Here is a 22,048-nt window from a genome sequence, read left to right on the forward strand (position 1 = left end):
GGTCCGAAGTGGTTCCGGAAGGACCCAGAAGGAGGAGTACGCGGACGTGGACGCCGAGCTGACCAACAAGAGCCGCGAGGCCCTGAACGCCGCCAACACCAAGGCGGTCTCGGCCGGGCATGCGGACCTGACCCCCGTGCACCTGCTGCTGGCGCTGCTGGAGCAGCCGGAGAACGACAGCGTGCTGGACGTCCTCGCGGCCACCGGCGCGGACGCCGCCGCGGTGCGCTCCGGCGCCGAGCGGCTGCTGGGCGGACTGCCCAGCGTGCAGGGCAGCACGGTGGCGCCGCCGCAGGCGAACCGCGAACTGCTCGCCGTGATCGCCGACGCGGCGGGGCGGGCGAAGGAACTCGGGGACGCGTACGTGTCCACCGAGCACCTGCTCATCGGCATCGCCCTCAAGGGCGGAGCGGCCGGTGGGCTGCTGAAGGAGTACGGTGCGACCGGCAGCAGGCTGCAGGACGCCTTCGAGCAGATCAGGGGAGGTCAGCGCGTGACGACACCCGACCCCGAGGGCACGTACAAGGCGCTGGAGAAGTACGGCACGGACTTCACCGCGGCGGCCCGCGAGGGCAAGCTCGACCCGGTGATCGGCCGGGACAACGAGATCCGGCGCGTGGTGCAGGTGCTCTCCCGGCGCACCAAGAACAACCCGGTGCTCATCGGCGAGCCCGGCGTCGGCAAGACGGCCGTCGTCGAGGGCCTGGCCCAGCGCATCGTCAAGGGCGACGTGCCCGAGAGCCTGCGCAACAAGCGGCTGGTCGCCCTGGACCTGGGCGCGATGGTCGCGGGCGCCAAGTACCGCGGCGAGTTCGAGGAGCGGCTGAAGGCCGTGCTGGCGGAGATCAAGGCCAGCGACGGCCGGATCATCACCTTCATCGACGAGCTGCACACCGTCGTCGGCGCGGGCGCCGGCGGGGACTCCGCGATGGACGCGGGCAACATGCTCAAGCCGATGCTGGCCCGCGGCGAGCTGCGCATGGTCGGCGCGACCACCCTCGACGAGTACCGCGAGCGGATCGAGAAGGACCCGGCCCTGGAGCGCCGCTTCCAGCAGGTGCTGGTGGCCGAGCCCAGCGTCGAGGACACCATCGCGATCCTGCGCGGTCTCAAGGGACGCTACGAGGCGCACCACAAGGTGCAGATCGCCGATGCCGCCCTGGTCGCGGCCGCGACGCTGTCCGACCGCTACATCACCGCCCGCTTCCTGCCCGACAAGGCCATCGACCTGGTCGACGAGGCCGCCTCGCGGCTGCGCATGGAGATCGACTCCTCGCCGGTCGAGATCGACGAGCTGCAGCGCTCCGTCGACCGCCTCCGCATGGAGGAGATGGCGCTGGAGAAGGAGACCGACGAGGCCTCCAAGCAGCGTCTGGAGAAGCTGCGCAAGGACCTCGCCGACAAGGACGAGGAACTGCGCGGCCTCACCGCCCGCTGGCAGAAGGAGAAGGAGGGCCTGAACCGGGTCGGTGAGCTCAAGGAGCGTCTGGACGACCTGACCACCCGGATCGAGCGCGCCCAGCGCGACGGCGACTTCGAGGCCGCGTCCAAGCTGCTGTACGGCGAGAAGCCGAAGCTGGAGGCGGAGCTCGCCGAGGCCACCGAGGCCGAGGAGGTGGCCAAGCGGGGCACCATGGTCAAGGAGGAGGTCGGCCCGGACGACGTCGCCGACGTGGTCGCCGCCTGGACCGGCATCCCGGCCGGCCGCCTGATGGAGGGCGAGACGCAGAAGCTGCTGCGCATGGAGGAGGAGCTCGGCAAGCGCCTGATCGGCCAGGGCGAGGCCGTGCGCTCGGTGTCCGACGCGGTGCGCCGCTCCCGCTCCGGCATCGCCGACCCCGACCGCCCGACCGGTTCCTTCCTCTTCCTCGGCCCGACCGGTGTCGGCAAGACCGAGCTGGCCAAGGCACTGGCGGACTTCCTCTTCGACGACGAGCGGGCCATGGTCCGCATCGACATGAGCGAGTACGGCGAGAAGCACTCCGTCGCCCGCCTGGTCGGAGCCCCTCCCGGCTACGTCGGCTACGAGGAGGGCGGTCAGCTGACCGAGGCGGTGCGCCGCCGCCCGTACTCCGTGGTGCTGCTGGACGAGGTGGAGAAGGCCCACCCCGAGGTCTTCGACGTCCTGCTCCAGGTGCTCGACGACGGCCGGCTCACCGACGGCCAGGGCCGTACGGTCGACTTCCGCAACACCATCCTCATCCTCACCTCCAACCTCGGCAGCCAGTACCTGGTCGACCCGGTGCTCGGCGACGAGCAGAAGAGGGAGAGCGTGCTGGAGACGGTGCGGGCGTCGTTCAAGCCCGAGTTCCTCAACCGGCTCGACGACATCGTGGTCTTCAGCGCCCTGAACAAGGACGAGCTGCGCCGCATCGCCCGCCTGCAGACCGACCGCCTGGCGGCCCGGCTGCGCGACCGGCGGATCGCCCTCGACGTCACCGAGGAGGCCCTGGACTGGCTCGCCGAGGAGGGCAACGACCCCGCCTACGGCGCCCGTCCGCTGCGCCGGCTGGTGCAGACCGCCATCGGCGACCAGCTGGCCAGGGAGATCCTGGCCGGCGAGGTCAGGGACGGTGAGACGGTGCGGGTCGAGCGGGTCGGCGACCGGCTGCTGGTGGGCGCGACCACCGGCAAGACCCTCTGAGGCACCCCGGGAACGGCACGCGAACGGGGCACGGCGGGCCGCGCTTGCACGGCGCGGCCCGCGGTGAGGGAGGATGGGTGTATCCGTACGAAGGGAACTGCAAGGTGAGCATCGACCCGTCCTCGATTCCGAATTTCGGGGGCCAGCCGGACCCCCAGCCCGGCCCTGCCGGGAACGTGGTCATTCCTGACCAGGATCTGGTCAAGCAGCTGCTGGAGCAGATGGAGCTCAAGTACGTCGTCGACGAGGAGGGCGACCTCGCCGCGCCGTGGGAGGAGTTCCGCACCTACTTCATGTTCCGCGGGGAGGAGGACCAGCAGATCTTCGCGGTCCGCACCTTCTACGACCGGCCGTACAGCATCGAGGACAAGCCTCAGCTGCACGAGGCGCTCGACGACTGGAACCGCCGCACCCTGTGGCCGAAGGTCTACACCCACACGCACGACGACGGCACGGTCCGTCTGATCGGCGAGGCCCAGATGCTGATCGGCCTCGGCGTCGGCCTGGAGCACTTCGTCTCCAGCACCGTCAGCTGGGTCCGGGCCTCCATCGAGTTCGAGAAGTGGATCCTCGAGGCCCTCGGGCTGGAGAAGGACGCGGAGTCCACGGACGACGACGGCGACGGCGAGGACTGAGCGCGCCCGCACGGGCGTACACGGACCGCACGAGGGCAGCCCCTCCAGCAGCCCGTCCGCCACGCGACCGCCGGTGAGCGGGCGTGCGCGGGCGGGCTGCCGTGCTCCGGTCCCGGTCCGAGGCGCGCCCTGACCGGCTCTGACCGGCTCTGACCGGCTCCGAACGGCCCCGACCCGCCCACGGCCTCAGAGCCGGCGCAGCCGCTCCACGCTCTCCCGCAGCACGTCCTCGCGCTTGCAGAAGGCGAAGCGCACGAGGCTGCGGCCCTCCTCCGCGTCGTCGTAGAAGATCACGTTCGGCACCGCCACCACCCCGCAGCGCTCGGGCAGCGCCCGGCAGAACGCCAGGCCGTCCTTCTCGTCGAGCGGCCGGATGTCGGTGGTCACGAAGTACGTGCCCTCCGGGCGGAAGACCCGGAACCCGGCCGCCTCCAGGCCGTCGGAGAGCAGGTCCCGCTTGCGCCGCAGGTCCTCGCGGAAGTCCCGGTAGTAGGCGTCCGGCAGCCGGAGCGCCTCGGCCACGGCGTACTGGAACGGCCCCGCGCTCACGTACGTCAGGTACTGCTTGGCCGCGCGCACCGCGTCGACCAGGACCGGGGCGGCGGTCACCCAGCCGACCTTCCAGCCGGTGAACGAGAACGTCTTGCCCGCGCTCGAGATGGTGACCGTGCGGTCGCGCATCCCCGGGAAGGACGCGAGCGGCACGTGCTCCGTGCCGTACGTCAGGTGCTCGTAGACCTCGTCGGTGACCACGATCAGATCGCGTTCGACGGCCAGCTCCGCGATCGCCGCCAGCTCCTGCCGGGTGAGGACCATGCCGGTCGGGTTGTGCGGGCTGTTGAGCAGCAGCAGCCGGGTCCGCGGGGTGACCGCCGCGCGCAGGGCGTCCAGGTCCGGGCGGAAGGTCGGCGCGCGCAGGGTGAGCGGGACGCGGCGGCCGCCGGCCATGGCGATGCAGGCGGCGTACGAGTCGTAGAAGGGCTCGAAGGCGATCACCTCGTCGCCCGGTTCCAGCAGCCCGAGCATGGCGGCCGCGATGGCCTCGGTGGCGCCCGCGGTGACCAGCACCTCGGTGTCGGGGTCGAAGCCGAGCCCGTGGAAGCGCAGCTGGTGCTCGGCGACGGCCCGGCGCAGTTCGGGCACGCCGGGCCCGGGCGGGTACTGGTTGCCGCGGCCGTCGCGCAGCGCGCGCACGGCGGCCTCGCGCACCTCCTCGGGGCCGTCGGTGTCCGGGAAGCCCTGGCCGAGGTTGATCGCACCGGTGCGGACGGCGAGGGCGGACATCTCGGCGAAGATCGTGGTCCCGAACTCGGCGAGTGCGCGGTTGAGCGGGGGTCGCGAGGAGGTCATGCCCGCCATCCTCCGCCGAACCTCTGGACTTCCTCAACTTTGCTTTCGGCCGCGGACGGCGGGGGCATCACCGTCGCACAACGGAAAGCACGGAAAGCGGGGGTGGGAACGATGGGCGCGTTGGTCGTATTGCTCGTCTTCGGCGCGATAGTGGGGCTCGTCGTCCTGGCGGCGAGGAAGGGCGGCCGGCGGAAGGGCCGGCGGCGCTCGTACAGCTCCTCCGCCGGGGGCGCCGGGGGCGGCTGGTGGGCGGGGGACGCGGGCTCCTCCGACGGAGGAGGCGACGGCCACCACGGGGGCGGCCACCACTCCTGCGGCGGTGGGAGCTCGTGCGGCGGGGGGAGCAGCTCGTGCGGCGGCGGCGGGGGCTGCGGCGGCGGAAGCTGACGATACGAAATTGCGTATTGCCCGTGCCGAATCGCATATGCGCCCGGTGGGTTACTCACCCGTCGGGCGCATTTGTAGTGAACACCTGAACCCGTCCGGGCCCTTGCGGATGTAAAGGGGGTGGAGATGGGTAAAAACGCTGAAGGCGACGCGCCATTCATGATTGCGTATTCACCGACCCCTCGTGGGCACGAGCCGACGGACGTTCTCCCCCACAGGCGCGGGCCGGCGCGTCCTCTCTTCCCATGCCCGTGACCTCCCCTCGCTTGCTCGCGATGTGCCTGCGGAGCCGACTTCATGCTCACCATGCTTCAGACCGCCTACACCGACACCCGCGCCGGCGACCTGGCCTGGTGTCTGGGGAAGGACGAGCTGCCGGCGCTCGCCGTGCTCGACCGCGAGCTACCGGGCGCCGGTTCCGGCGCGCCCGCGGCCCCCCGCGTCCAGGTCCAGCTGCGGCTGCTCGGCGCCTCCCACCAGGTCATCCTGGACTCGGCCCGCGGCCGCTGCTCGGAGACCGTCGCCTGCCTGCCGGGCACCAGCGCGCCGCTGCCGTTCGGTGTGGCACGGCGGATCGCCGGCTGGGACTACGAGTTCGCGGCGCGGATCGAGACGCTCTCCCGGGGGGGCTTCGCCGGGCGGGCGCAGGAGCTGCTCGCGCTGGTGGCCGATCACCCCAATGGCCTGGCGGGGACGTTCCCGGGTGATCCGCACGCCTTCACCGCGATGCTCGTGCAGTACCGCGGCGGCAGCGTCCTGTGGCGCACCTGGCACGCGTACCCCCAGGAAGGACGCCTGGTGGCGACCCGTTCGACCCTCAGCGCGCAGCCGTGAGCGCGGTGGTACGCCTGTGGCCGGCACGGCGTCAACGCGCCGCCAAGTGCCACGGATTGCACCCCTGTGGGTGACGTGGACCGCCATATACCTGACATAGCGTGCAAGCATGATCGACCAGTCCACCTCCCGTACGGTCCGGGCCGCCCCGCGCCCCTGCCTGCCGCGGCTCCCCGTCCCGGTGGCCGCGGCCCGGGCGCTGGTCCTGGCCGCGGTCTTCGTCTGCGCCGCCTGCGGCCTGGTGTACGAGCTCGAACTGGTCGCCCTCGCCTCGTACCTGGTCGGCGACTCCGTGACGCAGGCGTCGATCGTGCTGTCCGTGATGGTCTTCGCCATGGGCGTCGGCTCCCTGCTGGCCAAGCGGCTCAGCTGCGCGCCGGCGATCGGCTTCGCGGCCGTCGAGATCGTGCTGGCGCTGGTCGGCGGACTCTCGGTGATGGCGCTGTACGCCAGTTTCGCCTGGTTCGGCCAGTCCCGGCCCGCGATGGCGGTCTTCGCCTTCGCCATCGGCGTGCTCATCGGCGCCGAGATCCCGCTGCTGATGACGCTGATCCAGCGGGTCCGGCGGCAGGACGCGGGCGGTGCCGTCGCCGACCTCTTCGCCGCGGACTACGTGGGGGCGCTGGTCGGCGGTCTGGCCTTCCCCTTCCTCCTGCTGCCCTGTTACGGCCAGCTGACCGGGGCGCTCGTCACGGGCGCGGTCAACGCCGTGGCGGGCGGCGCCATCGTGCTCTGGCTCTTCCGCAGTGACGTCACGCCACGTGCCCGGGTCCGGCTGATCGCCGCCAACGTCGTGGTCCTCGCGGTGCTGGCGGGGGCGGCCTGGGCCGCCGGGCCGTTCGAGCGGGCGGCCCGGCAGGCGGTGTACGGCGGCGACGTGCGGCTCGCCGAGCAGACCGCCGTCCAGGAGGTCGTGCTCACCTCGGCTCCGTTGCAGCTCTTCCTCGACGGCCGGCTGCGGGTCCGCGGCCGGGACGAGTACCGGTACCACGAGGCGCTGGTGCACCCCGCCATGGCGGGCCGGCACCGCCGGGTGCTGATCCTCGGCGGCGGCGACGGGCTCGCGCTGCGCGAGGTGCTGCGCTACCGGGGGGTCGGCTCGGTGACCCTGGTCGACCCCGACGCCCGGCTCGTCGCCCTGGCGCGGGACGACCCCGCGCTGGCCCGCCTCAACCGGCACGCCTACCGCGACCCCCGGGTCGAGGTGGCCGCCGCGGACGTCTTCGACTGGCTGCGGCAGGAGGGCCCGCCGCGACCGCCGGGCGGGTACGACGTCGTGCTCGCCGACCTCCCCGACCCGGGGATCTCGCGCAGCGCGAAGCTGTACTCGCAGGAGTTCTACGGGCTGGCCGGGCGCGCGCTCGCCCCGGGCGGGCGGCTCGCGGTGCACGCGGGAGCGCCCGGCGCCGCCCGGCGCGGCTTCTGGACCGTCGACGCGACGGTACGGGCGTCCGGGCTGCGCACCGCCGACTACTGGATCGACACCGGCCGCGGGGACGAGGACTGGGGCTTCGTCCTCGCCGCCCGGCAGCGCGCCCCGGTCCCGCGCCTCCCCGCGGACGCGCCGCGGCTGCGGTCGCTGTCCCCCGCCGCGCTCGCCTCGGCGGTCCGGCGGGCCGCGCGGTCCCCGCTGCGGGACCTGCCCCCGTCGACGCTGATGCATCCGCGCTCCGGGTGAGGGCGAACCGGCGGTGAATCGGCACCGAAGCGCCGCCCGGCGGATTAGGCTCGCGGCATGGAGCCGCATGAGGTGTTCGTTCCGTTTCCGGCCGAAACCATTCGCCGGTCCCTCGCCGACCTGGAGCGCGTGGCGCGCTGCGTGCCCGGCCTCCAGCGGGACGCCGGCGCCGAGGAGGGGCTCGCCGGCCGGCTGAGGCTCCGGATCGGCGGCTCGACCATCACCTACCGCGGCTCGCTGCGACTGGTCCCGCGCGGCGGCGGGCTGGCCGTCGAGGGCGAGGCGGTGGAGTCGCGCGGCGCGGGCACGGTCAAGCTGGCGCTGGAGCTCGGCGTGGACGCCGTGTCGGGCGGCGCCCTGCTGACCTTCACCGGCACCGTGCAGGCCGACGGACGGCTCGGCGAGTACGAGGAGGCGACGGTCACCTCCGCCGGCCACCGGCTGCTGGACCGTTTCGTCGCCGCGCTCACCTCCGACCTGGAGGAGGAGGCCCCGGCCGGGGCGCCCGAACCGGCCGCGGAGGACGCCGGTGTCGAGGACCTCGCCGACGACCTGCCCGCGCAGCTCGACGAGTTCGCCGGGCACGACGCGCAGGAGCTGCGTGAGCTGGAGGAACTCCCCGAGCCGGAGGACGCGGACGACGTGGAGGCCGTCGGCGAGGTGCTGCCCGGAGCGGAGGCGGTGGCCAGGGTCCCCGAGGACCCGGCCGGGATCGACCTGCCCGCGGAGGCCGCGCACGCCCGCCGCACCCTGATCGGCCGCAGCGCCGAGGAGGTCGACCACGCCCCGCCGCGCGGCCGCTACGCCCCGGTGCCCGCACCGCAGAGCGGCGCCGCGGCCGCCTCGCTGCGCCGTTACGCACCGGCCGCGGCGGCGCTGCTGCTCTCGGCCGTGGTCGCGGGGCGGGTGCTGCGGCGGCGCAGGCGCTCGTTCCCGTAGGGTCTGTGCCGTGGCCACGGATGAGACCCCTGACGGGCGAGACGACGAGCACGCAGTCCAACTCGAAGCCGGACCGGCGCGGCTGACGATCCTTCCGGATCTCGGCTGCCGTGTCGGCTCGCTGACCGTCGGCGGCGTCGAGCTGCTGCGGCAGGGCCCCAACTTCGGGTCCTTCCCGATGGTCCCGTGGTGCGGCCGCACTCGGGACGGGCAGTTCCGCAACGGCGGGGTGCTGCACCAGATGCCGCGGGACGCGGGCCCGCACGCCATCCACGGCACCGGCCGGCACGTCGCCTGGCAGGAGGCCCCGGGCGCCACCGGCACCAGCGCCTGCTTCTACTACGACCTGGCCGAGCCCTGGCCGTACAAGGGCCGGGTCAGCCAGCGCTTCGAGCTGTCGCAGGACCGCCTGGACCTGACGATGAGCGTGGAGACCACGGACGACTCCTTCCCGGCCCAGGCCGGCTGGCACCCCTGGTTCCTGCGCAACCTCGGCCGGGGCGGGCAGGACGCCCTGATCGACTTCACCCCCGGCTGGATGGAGGAGCGCGGCGAGGACCACCTGCCCACCGGCCACCGGGTGGAGCCGGGGCCCCGCCCCTGGGACGACTGCTTCGGCATGCCGGACGGTGTGGACGTCACCCTGACGTGGCCGGGCGAGCTGCGGCTGCGGATCACCAGCCCCGCCGAGTGGGTCGTCGTCTACGACGAACAGCCCCCGGCCATCTGCGTGGAGCCCCAGTCGGGCCCCCCGAACGGGCTGAACACCGCGCCGCGTCTGGTCACCCCGATCGACCCCCTGGAGATGCGCGCCACCTGGGCCTGGGAGCCGCTGGGCTAGGCTCGTGGCCATGAGCGACGCGCGTGATGCCCTGCTGCAGCAGATCAAGGACAAGGCCGTGGTGCACGGCAAGGTGACCCTCTCCTCGGGTCTCGAGGCCGACTACTACATCGACCTGCGCCGGATCACGCTGGACGCCGAAGCCGCTCCGCTGGTGGGTCAGGTGATGCTCGACGCCACCGCCGACCTGGACTTCGACGCCGTCGGCGGGCTCACCCTCGGCGCCGACCCGGTCGCCACCTCGATGCTGCACGCCGCCGCGGCCCGCGGCCGCCGGCTGGACGCCTTCGTGGTGCGCAAGGCGCAGAAGGCGCACGGCATGCAGCGCCGCATCGAGGGGCCGGAGATCAAGGGCCGCCGGGTGCTGGTGGTCGAGGACACCTCGACCACCGGCGGCTCGCCGCTGACCGCGGTGGAGGCCGCGCGCGAGGCCGGCGCCGAGGTCGTGGCCGTCGCCGTGATCGTCGAGCGGGGCGCCGCCGGGGCCATCGCGGAGGCCGGTCTCCCGTACGTCCGCGCCTTCGGTCTGGACGATCTCGGCCTGGGCTGATTGGCCGTCTGACCTGCGCTTTCCATCAGGGGTGAAGGGTTTCACGTGAAACCCTTCACCCCTGAGGTATGTCCGTGCTGCGCAGTGTGTGGAGCTCTCGCGCAAGTCTGCCAAGATGGGGGCGACGATGACGTCGATCCCAGGTCAGGGTCACTCACCGAACAACCCGCACATCACAAGGAGCGGACAGATGCCCATCGCAACCCCCGAGATCTACAACGAGATGCTCGACCGGGCGAAGGCCGGCAAGTTCGCCTACCCGGCCATCAACGTGACCTCGACCCAGACCCTGCACGCCGCGCTGCGCGGCTTCGCGGAGGCGGAGAGCGACGGCATCGTCCAGATCTCGACGGGCGGCGCCGAGTTCCTCGGTGGCCAGTACAAGAAGGACATGGTCACCGGTTCGGTGGCGCTGGCCGAGTTCGCGCACGTCGTCGCCGAGAAGTACCCCGTCAACATCGCGCTGCACACCGACCACTGCCCGAAGGACAAGCTGGACGGCTACGTGCGCCCGCTGCTGGCGGTCTCCCAGGAGCGCGTGGCGGCCGGCCGCAACCCGCTGTTCCAGTCGCACATGTGGGACGGCTCCGCCGAGACCCTCGACCACAACCTCGCCATCGCCCAGGAGCTGCTGGCCGAGGCCGTCAAGGCGAAGATCATCCTCGAGGTGGAGATCACCCCCACCGGCGGCGAGGAGGACGGCGTCACCCACGAGATCAACGACAAGCTGTACACCACGGTCGAGGACGCCATCCGCACCGCCGAGGCGCTGGGCCTGGGCGAGAAGGGCCGGTACCTGCTCGCCGCCTCCTTCGGCAACGTCCACGGCGTCTACAAGCCGGGCAACGTCGTGCTCCGTCCCGAGCTGCTGAAGGAGCTCGCGGAGGGCGTGGCCGCGAAGTTCGGCAAGCAGGACCCGTTCAACTTCGTCTTCCACGGCGGCTCCGGCTCCACCAAGGAGGAGATCGCCACCGCGCTGGAGAACGGCGTGGTCAAGATGAACATCGACACCGACACGCAGTATGCCTTCACCCGCCCGGTCGCGGACCACGTGCTCCGCAACTACGACGGTGTGCTGAAGATCGACGGCGAGGTCGGCGACAAGAAGACCTACGACCCGCGCAGCTGGGGCAAGCTGGCCGAGGCCGGCATGGCCGCCCGCGTCCTCGAGGCCTGCCAGGACCTGCGCTCCGCCGGCACCAAGCTCAAGTAACCGCCCCGCACGGCGGTACGCACCGGGCCCGGCCCTTCCACGCGGAGGGCCGGGCCCCGGCCATACTGGAACCCATGGCCATTCACGAGAACCTGCTCGGGGGACCGCCCCCGACGAACCTGCCCGACGACCCCGAGCCGCGCGAGCTGCTCGCCTCGGGAGCGGCCCCCTCCGAGGTCGCCGCCAAGTACCCGGTGTCCTCCCTGGCCTGGGCGCAGCTCGCGGACGACGCCTTCGAGGGCGGCCGGGTCGTCGAGTCGTACGCCTACGCCCGCACCGGTTACCACCGCGGCCTGGACGCGCTGCGCCGCAACGGCTGGAAGGGCCACGGCCCGGTGCCCTGGGAGCACGAGCCCAACCGCGGCTTCCTGCGGGCCCTGCACGCCCTGGCGCGCGCCGCCCAGGCGATCGGCGAGCAGGAGGAGTACGAGCGCTGCAGCACCTTCCTGCGGGACTCCTCCCAGACCGCCGCCGACACCCTCGGCTGAGCCACCGCCCCGCCGCTGACCACGGCATCCACCCCCGACCTGTCCGGCGCGCGCGCCGGGCAGGTCTTGCCGTAGCGTGCTGTGACCACGCATGATGCCCGTTGGGCCCGGCGCCGGTAGAGCGCGGGCCCGAGGGGACCGGGGTCCCGCCGCGACGGCGCGCGGGACAGACCGCTACCCGGTAGCTCGTATCCACGGAGACACCGATGTCCCACCGCCCCGACGTTTCCCAGGCGGCCCCCGAGGCCCCGAACCTGGACTTCGAAGGGACCACCCCCTACGAGGACTACGTCCAGGCCGACGTCCTCACCCATCTGCAGCACCCCCGCTCCGACGACCCCGGCGAGATGGTCTTCCTGGTGACCACCCAGGTCATGGAGCTGTGGTTCACCGTCATCGTGCACGAGTGGGAGACCGCCTCCCGTGCGCTCGCGGCCGACGACCTGCCCACCGCGCTGGCCGCGCTCAAGCGCAGCACCTACGAACTGCAGTCGCTCAACGCCTCGTGGGAGCCGATCGCCCACCTCACCCCGGCGCAGTTCAACGCCTACCGCGCCGCCCTCGGCGAGGGCTCGGGCTTCCAGTCGGCGATGTACCGGCGGATGGAGTTCCTGCTCGGCGAGAAGTCCGCGTCGATGCTGGTCCCGCACCGCGGCGCGCCGCGGGTGCACGACGAACTGCAGAAGGCGCTGCACGAACCCAGCCTCTACGACGAGGTGCTGCGGCTGCTGGCCCGCCGCGGCCACGAGGTCCCGCAGCGCGACGACCTCTCGCAGCGCTACGAGGCCGACCCGGCCGTCGAGCGGGCCTGGCAGGCCGTGTACTCCGGTGACCAGGAGGGCGAACTCGTCCGGCTGGGCGAGGCGCTGACCGAGGTGGCCGAGCTGGTGTGGCGCTGGCGCAACGACCACCTGGTGGCGACCCGCCGCGCGATGGGCGCCAAGACCGGCACCGGAGGCTCCGCCGGGGTCTCCTGGCTGGAGAAGCGCGCGACCAAGAACGTGTTCCCCGAGCTCTGGACGGCCCGCAGCCATGTCTGACGCGATGAAGCCCACCGAGTCCCCGGCGGCGCGGGCCGCCCGCCTCGACACCGCCGACGAGCTGGCCAAGCTCCGCGACCGTTTCGTGCTGGACGACGTGATCTACCTGGACGGCAACTCGCTGGGCGCACTGCCCGCCGGGGTGCAGGACCGGATGGCGGACGTGGTCGCGCGCGAGTGGGGGCAGTTGCGCATCCGCTCCTGGACCGACAGCGGATGGTGGACGGCGCCGGAGCGGATCGGCGACCGCATCGGCGCGCTCATAGGCGCCGCCCCCGGCCAGGTCGTGGCCGGCGACTCCACCAGCGTCAACGTCTTCAAGGCCGTGGTCGGCGCCGTCCGGATGGCCCGGCAGACCGATCCCTCCCGTGACGAGGTGCTGGTCGACGCCGCCACCTTCCCTACGGACGGGTACATCGCGGAGTCCGCCGCCCGTATGACCGGGTGCGCGATCCGCGCGGTCGACGCCGCGGAGGTCGCCGCCGCGGCGGGCCCGCGCACCGCCGTCGCGCTGGTCAACCACGTGGACTACCGCACCGGCCGGCTGCACGACCTGCCGGCCACCACCGCCGCCGTGCACGCGGCCGGCGCCCTGGTGGTCTGGGACCTGTGCCACACGGCCGGGGCCCTGCCGGTCGGCCTGGACGAGCACGGCGTGGACCTGGCCGTCGGCTGCACGTACAAGTACCTCAACGGCGGCCCCGGCGCGCCCGCGTACCTGTACGTCCGCCGTGACCTGCAGCCGCGCTTCGACTCCCCGCTCCCCGGCTGGAACTCCCACCGCGACCCGTTCGCGATGGAGGCCGCCTACCGGCCCGCCGACGGCAGCGTCCGCGGCCGGGTCGGCACCCCGGAGATCCTGTCGCTGCTGGCGCTGGACACGGCCCTCGACGTCTGGGACGGCGTGTCCCTGGACGCCGTGCGGGCCAAGAGCCTCGCCCTCACCGACTTCTTCCTGGAGTGCGTCGCGGCGTACGTGCCGGACGGCGCCGTACGGCCGGTCACCCCGGCCGCGCACGCCGAGCGGGGCAGCCAGGTCGCGCTGCGCTGCTCCGGCGCGGGCACGGTGATGGGGGAGCTGATCGCCAGGGGCGTCGTCGGCGACTTCCGCGAGCCGGATATCCTCCGCTTCGGATTCACCCCGCTGTACACGCGCTTCGCGGACGCCGAGCGGGCGGCGCGGGTGCTGGCCCAGGTCCTGGAAGGGACGCGGTAACGCATGTCCGATCCCACCTCGTCGAGCGACACCATTCCGGCAGGCACCGACGGCCGCGCCGACGCGGTGGGGGCCCGGTCCGCTCCGCGGGACCCCGCGGAGCGGACCGCGGCCGAGGAGGCGTCCGCGTTCTCGCACGCCCCCGTCCCCCCGGACGCCACGGCCGCCTACGGCGACCACCCGGACCAGGTCGTGGACTTCTACCGTCCGCGGCCCGGGGCGGGCGGCACACGGCCGGGGCCGCTGGTCGTGCTGCTGCACGGCGGCGCCTGGCGGGCGCCGTACGACAGGACGCACGTCTCACCGCTCGCGGACCTGCTCGCCCGGCACGGCTTCGCGGTGGCCTCGGTGGAGTACCGCCGGGGCAACGGCGGTACGGTCGCGGGCCGCTGGCCGGACACCTTCGACGACGTGGCGGCCGCCACCGACGCCGTCGCGGCGCTGGCCGTGGCCGCCCTGGGCGAGGACACCGTCGACGTCCGGCGGATCGTGCTCACCGGTCACTCGGCCGGCGGCCACCTCGCGCTGTGGGCGGCCGCCCGGCACGTGCTGCCGGCCGGGTCGCGCTGGCACCGCCCCGGCGCGCCCACGCTGCGCGGGGTGGTGGCGCTCGCGCCCATCGCCGACTTCGAGGCCGCCGTGGAGCACGACGTGTGCTCCGGGGCGGTCGCCGAACTGCTGGGCGGGCCCGAACTGCTCGCCGAGCGCCGTGCGGAGACCGACCCGGCCGCGCTGCTGCCCACCGGCATCCCCGTGACCGTCGTGCACGGCGACCGTGACGAGGTCGTACCGCCGCAGGTCGCGGAGGCCTTCGCGGCGGCATCGGCGAAGGCGGGGGAGGAGGTCCAGCTGACCCTGCTGGCGGGCGTGGGCCACTTCCCGGTGATCGACCCGGCGGCGGACGCGGCGGCCGTGGTCGTCGAGGAGATCGCCCAGCTCGCCTGGTGAGGCGCGTCCTCCTGCGGGAGGTCCTCCTTGAGGATGACGCCGCCAGATCGTCTTCGCAGGTGACGACGGCGACACGCGGATTGCCTACCGTGAGAGCGTGACCGAGACAAGCCAGACCTCGCTGCGGACCGAGCTCCGCATGGCCCGCGGCGCCCTCAGCGGGCTGCGGCACGACCTGATCACCGACGGCTTCGCCTTCCGGCCGATGGCACCGCTGCGGGAAGGGCACCCGCTGCTCGCCGTGGTGCCGCGCAGGCTCCGGGGGTACGGGCGCTGGATGCCGCACGCGGCGCTGACCTGCTTCACGGTCTTCCTGATGTTCGTCTCGACGGAGAGCGCGGGCGGGCCGGGCGGCTTCGTGCTGGCGCTGCTCGCCGGTGTGCCCCTGCTCACCACGATGTTCCGGCCGATCGGCGCGTGGTGGCTGTCCGTCGGTGCCGCGGTGCTCACCGGGGTGTTCAGCTCCGGCTGGTCCTCCACGTATCCGTGGACGGACGCCGGCTTCGTCTCGCACCTGACGGTGCTGGGCGTGGTGGCGGCGCGCACCCGGGCGCGGGTGGCCGCCGAGATGTGGCTGCTGACCGCCGCTCTGGCGCTGGCCTTCCAGGGGCTGTCGAGCGGCTACGGGTCGGACCCGTTCATCATGATCTTCCTCTCCGCCGTCGTGCTGTCCGTCGTGTCGGCGGTGCGCGGGCTGCGCCAGTCCCGGCAGGAGGTCGCCGCCCAGGTCGCCGTGACCGAGGTCGAGCGGACCCGGCGCACGCTGCTGGAGGAGCGCACGACCATCGCCCGTGAGCTGCACGACGTCGTCGCCCACCACATGTCCGTGATCGCCATCCAGGCGGAGGCCGCGCCGTACCGGGTGGAGGACCCGCCCGAGGAGCTGACCAAGAGCTTCTCGATCATCCGCGAGAACGCCGTCATCGCCCTGACCGAGCTGCGCCGCGTCCTCGGGGTCGTACGTGCCGAGGACTACCAGGCCCCCGACGCACCGCAGCCGACCCTCGCCGACCTGGACCGGCTCGTGGCCAACGTGCGCGAGGCGGGGCTGGAGGTGGAGCGGACGGTGACCGGCGCGGTGCGGGAGCTGCCGCAGGGAGTGGAGCTGTCGGCGTACCGGATCATCCAGGAGGCGCTGAGCAACAGCCTGCGGCACGCGCCGGGCGCCGCCGCCCGGGTCGAGGTCAGTTACGTCCTCGGCGGGCTCGGGCTGCGCGTCGTCAACGGCCCGCCGCGCGGCCTGGTGAAACCGTCACCTGGAGCGGGACACGGCATAGCCGGCATGCGGGAGCGGGTGGCGATGCTGAGCGGCGAGATGACCGACGGGCCCACCGAGGACGGCGGCTACGAGGTCTCCGTGTTCATCCCGGTCCCCGGGGAGCGTGCATGACCGGGAACACCATCCGGGTGCTGATCGCGGACGACCAGATGATGGTCCGCGAGGGCTTCTCGGTGCTGCTGGGCGCCCAGCCCGACATCGAGGTCGTCGGCGAGGCCGTCGACGGACGGCAGGCGATCGAGCAGGTGGCGGCGCTGCGGCCGGACGTCGTGCTGATGGACATCCGCATGCCCGAGCTCAACGGCCTGGAGGCCACCCGCGAGATCGTCGCCGCGGACGCCGACGCGAAGGTGCTCGTGCTGACCACCTTCGACCTGGACGAGTACGTCTACCAGGCGCTGCGCGCGGGCGCCTCCGGCTTCCTGCTCAAGGACGCCTCGGCCCGTCAGCTCGCGGACGGCGTGCGGATCGTGGCGGCCGGCGACGCGCTGCTGGCCCCGGCGATCACCAAGCGGCTGATCACCGAGTTCAACCGGCTGGGCACCCCCCGGCCGCCCGCCCAGGACCGGGTCGGGGAGCTCACCGAGCGCGAGACCGAGGTGCTCGTGCTGGTCGCCCAGGGACTGTCGAACGCGGAGATCGCCGACCATCTGGTGGTCGCCGAGTCGACGGTCAAGACGCATGTGAGCCGGGTCCTGGTGAAGCTCGGGCTGCGCGACCGGACCCAGGCGGCGGTCTTCGCGTACGAGGCGCGGTTGGTCACCCCGGGCGGCTGAACGGGCGGAGGGTAGTCTCCGCACATGAGCAGCACTGCCACCGCCTTCGACCCCTGGTCGCCGCAGTTCGTCGCCGACCCCTACCCCGCGTACGCCCGGCTGCGCGCGGAGGGGCGCGCCCACTGGTTCGAGCCGAGCCGGCAGTGGCTCATCCCGCACTTCGCGGACGTCAGCGCGCTGCTGCGGGACCGGCGGCTCGGGCGGACGTACCTGCACCGCTTCACCCACGAGGAGTTCGGCCGCACCGCACCGCCGCCGGAGCACGAGCCCTTCACCACGCTCAACGGCAACGGCCTGCTCGACCTGGAGGCCCCCGACCACACCCGCATCCGGCGGCTGGTCTCCAAGGCGTTCACCCCGCGCACGGTCGAGCGGCTCACGCCGACCGTGCAGCGGCTCGCCGGGGAGCTGGTGGAGCGGCTGGTCGCGGAGGGCGGCGGCGACCTCATCGCCACGGTCGCGGAACCGCTGCCGGTGGCCGTCATCGCCGAGATGCTGGGGATACCGGCCGCGGACCGGCACCTGCTGCGGCCCTGGTCGGCCGACATCGTCGGGATGTTCGAGCTCAACCCCTCCGAGGAGGCCGCGCGCCGGGCGGTCCGCGCGAGCGAGGAGTTCTCCGCCTACCTGCGCGAGCTGATCGCCGAACGCCGCAAGGCGCCCGGCGAGGACCTGATCAGCGCGCTGATCGCCGCGCACGACGAGGGCGACCGGCTCACCGAGCAGGAGATGGTCTCCACCTGCGTGCTGCTGCTGAACGCGGGCCACGAGGCGACCGTCAACACCACCGGCAACGGCTGGTGGACGCTCTTCCGGCACCCCGAGCAGCTGGCGGAGCTGAGCGCGGCACCGGAGGAGCTGCTGCCGACGGCGATCGAGGAGCTGCTGCGCTTCGACACCCCGCTGCAGATGTTCGAGCGCTGGGTGCTGGACGACATCGAGGTGGGCGGCACGGTGATCCCGCGCGGCAGCGAGGTGGCGCTGCTCTTCGGCTCCGCCAACCGCGACCCGGAGCGCTTCCCCGACCCCGACCGGCTGGACCTCTCCCGCGCCGACAACCCGCACATCACCTTCGGCGCCGGCATCCACTACTGCCTCGGCGCGCCGCTGGCCCGCATCGAACTCGCCGCGTCCTTCACGGCGCTGCTGCGCCGCGCCCCGCGGCTGGAGCTCGCGGCGGAGCCCGCCTGGAACGAGGGCTACGTCATCCGCGGTCTGCGCGAACTGCGCGTCACCTGTTAGGACCTGTCCTCCGGATCTCTGCGGGACCCGGCCCGGTGGCCGGGTCCCGCGGCTCAGGCCGTGATGTCGCGGCGGCGCAGCGCCGCGAGCCCGAGGGCGGCGAGCGCGAGGGCCAGCACGGTGAGCACCGCCAGCGGGGTCACGGTGACGTCCGCCGACGGCACCTTCGGCAGGTGCGTGAAGACGGACAGGTCCATCACCCGGGGCGAGAGCCCCAGCGCGGGTCCGTAGAGCCCGATGGCGAGCGTCAGCGACGCCACACCCCAGCTCGCCCGCGCCGCCTTCGGTGCCGCGCCGTACAGCAGCAGCGCCACCGCGGCCACGCACCAGACCGCGGGCAGCTGCACCAGGCCCGCCCCCGCCAGCCGCCACATCTGGCCGCCTGTGTCGCCGGCCGTCGCCCCGTAACCGATTCCCATGGTGAGGCCGGAGACGGCCATGAGGAGCACGGAACCGGCGAAGGCGAGCAGCGCGTGGCCCGCGGCCCAGCGCACCCGGCCCACGGCCGTGGCGAGGACGGGCTCGGTGCGGCCGGAGCTCTCCTCGCCCTGGAGCCGGAGCACGGCCTGGACGGCGTAGATCGCGGCGATCATCCCCATCACCCCGGTCATGGAGGCGAGGTAGGAGTCGACCAGCCCGGAGGCGCCGCCCATGTCACGCATGACGTCGGCGAGCTGCTCGTTGTCCCGGACGAGGTCGGCCGCTCCGTTGGCGAGGCCGCCGAGCGCGCCGCCGCCCACGGCGAAGCCCGCCGTCCACCCCCACAAGGAGCCGCGCTGCAGCCGCCAGGCCAGGGCCTGGGCGGAACGCAGGCGGGGACCGGCGGCGGCCGGGCCGGGGCGGGACGGCAGCAGGGAGGCGTCGATGTCACGCCGGGCCACCAGGGCGTACGCGACGGCGACGAGACCGGCGGCCCAGGCCGCGAACAGGGCGGCCACCCACCAGCGTTCGTCCGCGTAGGGGCGTATGTTCTCGGCCCAGCCCAGCGGCGAGAGCCAGCTCAGGGTGCCGCTGCCGGCGTCGCCGACGGCACGTATCAGGAAGGCGAGGCCCAGGACCGCGCCCGCGATGCCCCGCGCCGCACGCGCGCTTTCCGTCAGCTGCGCCGCGACGGCCGCGACCGCGGCGAAGGAGCATCCCGCGCCGGCGAAGGCGATCCCGAAGGCCACCGCGCCCCGCGCGCCCTGCCCGAGCAGGGCCGCGGTGACGAGCAGTCCGAGGAGCAGCGAGGCCCCGAAGCCGGTGACCAGGGCGGCGGCCAGCGGCGCCCGTCGGCCGACTGCGCCCGCCCCGACCAGCTCCAGCCGGCCTGCCTCCTCTTCCTCCCTGGTGTGCCGGACGACCAGCAGCATCGCCATCAGTCCGGCCAGCGCGGCGCCGAAGGCCATCATGCGCCAGGCCGTCAGGCCGCCGATGCTCGTGTCGAACACCGGCCCGTACAGGGCGCGCAGCGAGCCGTTGCCCGCCGTGCTCGCCGCGACCCCGGCGCGTTCCGCCGGGGTGTCGTAGAGGCCGCCGAAGGCCGAGGCGGTCGACGCGACCAGCAGGGCGATCGGCACGACCCACGCCGGGATCATGACGCGGTCCCTGCGCAGCGCGAGCCGGGTGAGCGTGCCCGTCCCGGTGAGCGCGTTCATCGTCGGGCCTCCGCGTCGGCCGCGACGGCGCCGGTGGTGCCGGTGGTGCCGGCCGGGCTGTCTTCGTAGTGCCGCAGGAACAGCTCCTCCAGCGTGGGCGGCGTGCTGGTCAGGCTGCGCACGCCCGTCTCGCTCAGCTGCTTCAGCACGGCGCCGAGCTTGTCGGTGTCGACCTGGAGCCGGACGTGGCTGCCGCGCACGTCGAGGTCGTGCACGCCCGGCAGTTGGCCGAGGCCGTTCGGCCGGCCGGCCAGCTCCGCGGTGACCGAGGTGCGGGTGAGGTGCCGCAGTTCGGTCAGGCTCCCGGTCTCCACCGTGCGCCCGCCCCGGATGATGCTGACCCGGTCGCACAGGGCCTCGACCTCGCTGAGGATGTGACTGGACAGCAGCACCGTCCGGCCGCGGTCGCGTTCCTCGCGGACGCAGTCGCGGAAGACCTCCTCCATCAGCGGGTCGAGGCCGGAGGTGGGCTCGTCGAGTATCAGCAGGTCCACGTCGGAGGCGAACGCGGCGACGAGCGCCACCTTCTGCCGGTTGCCCTTGGAGTACGCGCGGCCCTTCTTCGTCGGGTCCAGCTCGAAGCGCTCCAGCAGTTGCCGCCTGCGTGCCTCGTCCAGCCCGCCGCGCAGCCGCCCCAGCAGGTCGATGACCTCGCCTCCGCTGAGGTTGCGCCAGAGGGTGACGTCACCCGGGACGTACGCCAGGCGCCGGTGCAGGGTGACGGCGTCGCGCCACGGGTCGCCGCCGAGCAGCTGGGCGGCCCCTCCGTCCGCGCGCAGCAGGCCGAGCAGGATGCGGATGGTGGTGGACTTGCCGGCGCCGTTGGGCCCCAGGAAGCCGTGCACCTCACCCTTCTCGACGGTCAGGTCGAGGCCGTCCAGTGCGTGCGTGCGGCCGAAGGACTTGTGCAGTCCGGCCACACTGATTGCCTTCGTCATGATTCTGAACGTACAGTAGATTCACAAATTTGTGAAGTTAAGGAAGTGTATAAACTTCGGGACGGGAGGCGATGGCGGTGGCTGAAGAGTCCTTGGAGCCGATGACGTTCGTCGAGCGCTTCGCGGCGGAGCTCGTCGAGGCGGGCATGCAGCGCATGGCGGCGCGGGTGTTCGCCGCGCTCCTCGCCTCGGAGACCGGCGTGCTCAGCGCCGCCGAGCTGTCCGGACGGCTCCAGGCCAGCCCGGCCGCCGTGTCCGGCGCGGTCCGCTACCTGGCGCAGGTCGGCATGCTCACCCGCGAGCGGGAGCCGGGCTCACGGCGGGAGCGCTACCGGGTGCACAGCGACCAGTGGTACGAGACCTTCACCCGCCGCGACCAGGTCCTCGCCCGCTGGGAGAACACCCTGCGGTCCGGCATGGACGCCCTCGGCCCGGACACCGCCGCCGGACAGCGGCTCGCGGAGACCGCGGCCTTCTTCGACTTCCTGCAGAAGGAACTCGTGGACATGATGGACCGCTGGCGCGACCACAAGGCGGAGCTGCGCGAACAGGGCGTCCTGTGACCCTCTAGTAGGCGGACCGCGGGACCGTCAGCCGCCAGGCCGCGGGCATCACCGTCCAGGTACGGCGCCGGACCGGGCCGGCCGGCGCGGTGTCGGCCGTGTAGCGGAAGTCCCGTCCGGAGACGGTGACGCTCCGGGCGTGCACCGGACCCGCGGGCGCCCCGCCCTCCCTGCGGACCAGCACTTCGGCGAGGCCGGGCACCGCCGTGGAGACCGACACCTCCTCGACGCAGTCGTCCAGGTCGGCCAGGACCACCCCGTCCGCCTCGATCCGCAGCCGCTGCCCGCCGCGCATCCCCAGCCCCAGGTGCGCGGTGTGGCCGTTCAGGCTCAGCGTGCGGGCCAGCGAGCGGGCCCGGCGCTCCACCGGCGTCCACCAGGCGGGTGTCGCCGAGCCGATGCGCAGGGCGCCCAGCACGATGCCGCCGCTGTCGTCGAGCAGCAGGTCGAGCTCGCGCTCCGCCCCGTCCAGCACCGCGCGCGCCGCGCTCACCGCACCGCCCGGTACGCCGAGCGCCCGCGCCAGGCCGGTCCGCCGCCCCACCGGCACCAGACCGACGACCGCCTCGCCCAGTCCCCGGGCCGAGTGCAGCGCCCGTACCGTGCGCAGCAGCGCCGCGTCGTCACCCACGACCACCGGGCGCCGCCGGCCCCGGTGCTCCAGCACCCGGACGGCCTCCTCCTCGGACTCCGGAAGGGCGATCTTCACGGAGGGGGCTCCCCCGCACAGCACGTCCTTCGCGATGCGTACGGATTCGCCGTCCATGACGCGGGCAGCGGGGTCGATGACCACGAGCAGGGGCTGCCCGGACGGTCGGTGAGCCGACACCTTGGTCCTTCCTCAGGTAAC

At 73.3% G+C, this 22,048-nt stretch carries 20 protein-coding genes; 16 read left to right on the forward strand and 4 right to left on the reverse strand.

The window, feature by feature from the left end; all coding sequences use genetic code 11:
• Positions 1-46: 46 nt before the first annotated feature.
• Both clpB and ACFV3E_RS04585 read left to right on the forward strand, forming a co-directional pair.
• Positions 47-2,644, forward strand: a complete 2,598-nt coding sequence (clpB, locus tag ACFV3E_RS04580) for an ATP-dependent chaperone ClpB (protein ID WP_500533353.1) — start codon at positions 47-49, stop codon at positions 2,642-2,644.
• Positions 2,645-2,748: 104 nt separating this feature from the next.
• Positions 2,749-3,279 carry a type III secretion system chaperone family protein gene (locus ACFV3E_RS04585; protein WP_499512661.1) on the forward strand — a complete coding sequence of 177 codons (531 nt, stop codon included), beginning with the start codon at positions 2,749-2,751 and terminating at the stop codon, positions 3,277-3,279.
• A 186-nt stretch (positions 3,280-3,465) separates the two neighbouring features.
• Here the strand turns inward: ACFV3E_RS04585 and ACFV3E_RS04590 are convergent, their stop codons facing one another.
• Entirely contained in the window at positions 3,466-4,638 is a 1,173-nt protein-coding gene (locus tag ACFV3E_RS04590; protein ID WP_500533354.1) for a pyridoxal phosphate-dependent aminotransferase, read from the reverse strand.
• 675 nt (positions 4,639-5,313) lie between these two features.
• On the opposite strand from ACFV3E_RS04590, the gene ACFV3E_RS04595 reads away from it, so the two are divergent.
• The 13 genes from ACFV3E_RS04595 to ACFV3E_RS04655 all read left to right on the forward strand — a co-directional run bounded on the left by ACFV3E_RS04595 (position 5,314) and on the right by ACFV3E_RS04655 (position 18,060).
• Positions 5,314-5,850 (forward strand): DUF2617 family protein, encoded by a 537-nt coding sequence (locus tag ACFV3E_RS04595; RefSeq protein ID WP_500533355.1) that lies wholly within the window; start codon positions 5,314-5,316, stop codon positions 5,848-5,850.
• A gap of 109 nt (positions 5,851-5,959) precedes the next feature.
• On the forward strand, positions 5,960-7,528 hold the full coding sequence (locus ACFV3E_RS04600; RefSeq protein WP_500533356.1) for a polyamine aminopropyltransferase: 1,569 nt from the start codon (positions 5,960-5,962) through the stop codon (positions 7,526-7,528).
• A gap of 57 nt (positions 7,529-7,585) precedes the next feature.
• Positions 7,586-8,467, forward strand: coding sequence for an SRPBCC domain-containing protein (locus ACFV3E_RS04605; protein WP_500533357.1), 882 nt, complete (start codon positions 7,586-7,588; stop codon positions 8,465-8,467).
• A gap of 10 nt (positions 8,468-8,477) precedes the next feature.
• Positions 8,478-9,308 (forward strand): aldose epimerase family protein, encoded by an 831-nt coding sequence (locus ACFV3E_RS04610; RefSeq protein WP_499512649.1) that lies wholly within the window; start codon positions 8,478-8,480, stop codon positions 9,306-9,308.
• A 10-nt stretch (positions 9,309-9,318) separates the two neighbouring features.
• Positions 9,319-9,858, forward strand: a complete 540-nt coding sequence (pyrE, locus tag ACFV3E_RS04615) for an orotate phosphoribosyltransferase (RefSeq protein ID WP_500533358.1) — start codon at positions 9,319-9,321, stop codon at positions 9,856-9,858.
• A gap of 190 nt (positions 9,859-10,048) precedes the next feature.
• Positions 10,049-11,071: a class II fructose-bisphosphate aldolase gene (fbaA, locus tag ACFV3E_RS04620; protein WP_500368305.1), complete on the forward strand. Its 1,023-nt coding sequence runs from the start codon at positions 10,049-10,051 to the stop codon at positions 11,069-11,071.
• 74 nt (positions 11,072-11,145) lie between these two features.
• Positions 11,146-11,559: a DUF3151 domain-containing protein gene (locus ACFV3E_RS04625; RefSeq protein ID WP_499512646.1), complete on the forward strand. Its 414-nt coding sequence runs from the start codon at positions 11,146-11,148 to the stop codon at positions 11,557-11,559.
• A gap of 206 nt (positions 11,560-11,765) precedes the next feature.
• Positions 11,766-12,599, forward strand: coding sequence for a tryptophan 2,3-dioxygenase family protein (locus ACFV3E_RS04630; RefSeq protein ID WP_500533359.1), 834 nt, complete (start codon positions 11,766-11,768; stop codon positions 12,597-12,599).
• The gene (gene kynU, locus ACFV3E_RS04635) at positions 12,592-13,815 is read left to right on the forward strand and encodes a kynureninase (protein ID WP_500533360.1); all 1,224 of its coding nucleotides are present in this window, start codon (positions 12,592-12,594) and stop codon (positions 13,813-13,815) included. The genes ACFV3E_RS04630 and kynU overlap by 8 nt, the downstream gene beginning before the upstream one ends.
• Positions 13,816-13,818: 3 nt before the next feature.
• A complete protein-coding gene (locus ACFV3E_RS04640) occupies positions 13,819-14,763 on the forward strand; it encodes an alpha/beta hydrolase family protein (RefSeq protein ID WP_500533361.1) in 945 nt (314 codons plus the stop codon).
• Between the two features lie 97 nt (positions 14,764-14,860).
• Positions 14,861-16,153, forward strand: coding sequence for a sensor histidine kinase (locus ACFV3E_RS04645; RefSeq protein WP_500368313.1), 1,293 nt, complete (start codon positions 14,861-14,863; stop codon positions 16,151-16,153).
• A complete protein-coding gene (locus ACFV3E_RS04650; RefSeq protein WP_500322588.1) occupies positions 16,150-16,818 on the forward strand; it encodes a response regulator in 669 nt (222 codons plus the stop codon). Before ACFV3E_RS04645 ends, ACFV3E_RS04650 begins: the two co-directional genes overlap by 4 nt.
• A gap of 24 nt (positions 16,819-16,842) precedes the next feature.
• Positions 16,843-18,060: a cytochrome P450 gene (locus ACFV3E_RS04655; RefSeq protein WP_500533362.1), complete on the forward strand. Its 1,218-nt coding sequence runs from the start codon at positions 16,843-16,845 to the stop codon at positions 18,058-18,060.
• A gap of 53 nt (positions 18,061-18,113) precedes the next feature.
• Here the strand turns inward: ACFV3E_RS04655 and ACFV3E_RS04660 are convergent, their stop codons facing one another.
• Both ACFV3E_RS04660 and ACFV3E_RS04665 read right to left on the reverse strand, forming a co-directional pair.
• The gene (locus ACFV3E_RS04660; RefSeq protein WP_500533363.1) at positions 18,114-19,697 is read right to left on the reverse strand and encodes an ABC transporter permease; all 1,584 of its coding nucleotides are present in this window, start codon (positions 19,695-19,697) and stop codon (positions 18,114-18,116) included.
• Positions 19,694-20,635, reverse strand: coding sequence for an ABC transporter ATP-binding protein (locus ACFV3E_RS04665; protein ID WP_500533364.1), 942 nt, complete (start codon positions 20,633-20,635; stop codon positions 19,694-19,696). Before ACFV3E_RS04665 ends, ACFV3E_RS04660 begins: the two co-directional genes overlap by 4 nt.
• Before the next feature lie 71 nt (positions 20,636-20,706).
• On the opposite strand from ACFV3E_RS04665, the gene ACFV3E_RS04670 reads away from it, so the two are divergent.
• On the forward strand, positions 20,707-21,198 hold the full coding sequence (locus tag ACFV3E_RS04670) for a GbsR/MarR family transcriptional regulator (protein ID WP_500533365.1): 492 nt from the start codon (positions 20,707-20,709) through the stop codon (positions 21,196-21,198).
• Between the two features lie 4 nt (positions 21,199-21,202).
• On the opposite strand, the gene ACFV3E_RS04675 is transcribed toward ACFV3E_RS04670, so the two are convergent.
• A complete protein-coding gene (locus tag ACFV3E_RS04675) occupies positions 21,203-21,991 on the reverse strand; it encodes a diacylglycerol kinase catalytic domain-containing protein (RefSeq protein WP_499516881.1) in 789 nt (262 codons plus the stop codon).
• Between the last annotated feature and the right edge of the window lie 57 nt (positions 21,992-22,048).

The sequence above is a fragment of the Streptomyces sp. NPDC059718 genome (assembly GCF_042733315.1).
Lineage (GTDB): Bacteria > Actinomycetota > Actinomycetes > Streptomycetales > Streptomycetaceae > Actinacidiphila.

Coding starts and splice junctions, on each gene's coding strand:
- ACFV3E_RS04590 (WP_500533354.1), bottom strand. CDS start 4,638: ATGGCGGGCATGACCTCCTCGCGACCCCCGCTCAACCGCGCACTCGCC.
- ACFV3E_RS04595 (WP_500533355.1), top strand. CDS start 5,314: ATGCTCACCATGCTTCAGACCGCCTACACCGACACCCGCGCCGGCGAC.
- ACFV3E_RS04600 (WP_500533356.1), top strand. CDS start 5,960: ATGATCGACCAGTCCACCTCCCGTACGGTCCGGGCCGCCCCGCGCCCC.
- ACFV3E_RS04605 (WP_500533357.1), top strand. CDS start 7,586: ATGGAGCCGCATGAGGTGTTCGTTCCGTTTCCGGCCGAAACCATTCGC.
- pyrE (WP_500533358.1), top strand. CDS start 9,319: ATGAGCGACGCGCGTGATGCCCTGCTGCAGCAGATCAAGGACAAGGCC.
- fbaA (WP_500368305.1), top strand. CDS start 10,049: ATGCCCATCGCAACCCCCGAGATCTACAACGAGATGCTCGACCGGGCG.
- ACFV3E_RS04625 (WP_499512646.1), top strand. CDS start 11,146: ATGGCCATTCACGAGAACCTGCTCGGGGGACCGCCCCCGACGAACCTG.
- ACFV3E_RS04630 (WP_500533359.1), top strand. CDS start 11,766: ATGTCCCACCGCCCCGACGTTTCCCAGGCGGCCCCCGAGGCCCCGAAC.
- kynU (WP_500533360.1), top strand. CDS start 12,592: ATGTCTGACGCGATGAAGCCCACCGAGTCCCCGGCGGCGCGGGCCGCC.
- ACFV3E_RS04640 (WP_500533361.1), top strand. CDS start 13,819: ATGTCCGATCCCACCTCGTCGAGCGACACCATTCCGGCAGGCACCGAC.
- ACFV3E_RS04650 (WP_500322588.1), top strand. CDS start 16,150: ATGACCGGGAACACCATCCGGGTGCTGATCGCGGACGACCAGATGATG.
- ACFV3E_RS04655 (WP_500533362.1), top strand. CDS start 16,843: ATGAGCAGCACTGCCACCGCCTTCGACCCCTGGTCGCCGCAGTTCGTC.
- ACFV3E_RS04660 (WP_500533363.1), bottom strand. CDS start 19,697: ATGAACGCGCTCACCGGGACGGGCACGCTCACCCGGCTCGCGCTGCGC.
- ACFV3E_RS04665 (WP_500533364.1), bottom strand. CDS start 20,635: ATGACGAAGGCAATCAGTGTGGCCGGACTGCACAAGTCCTTCGGCCGC.
- ACFV3E_RS04670 (WP_500533365.1), top strand. CDS start 20,707: ATGGCGGTGGCTGAAGAGTCCTTGGAGCCGATGACGTTCGTCGAGCGC.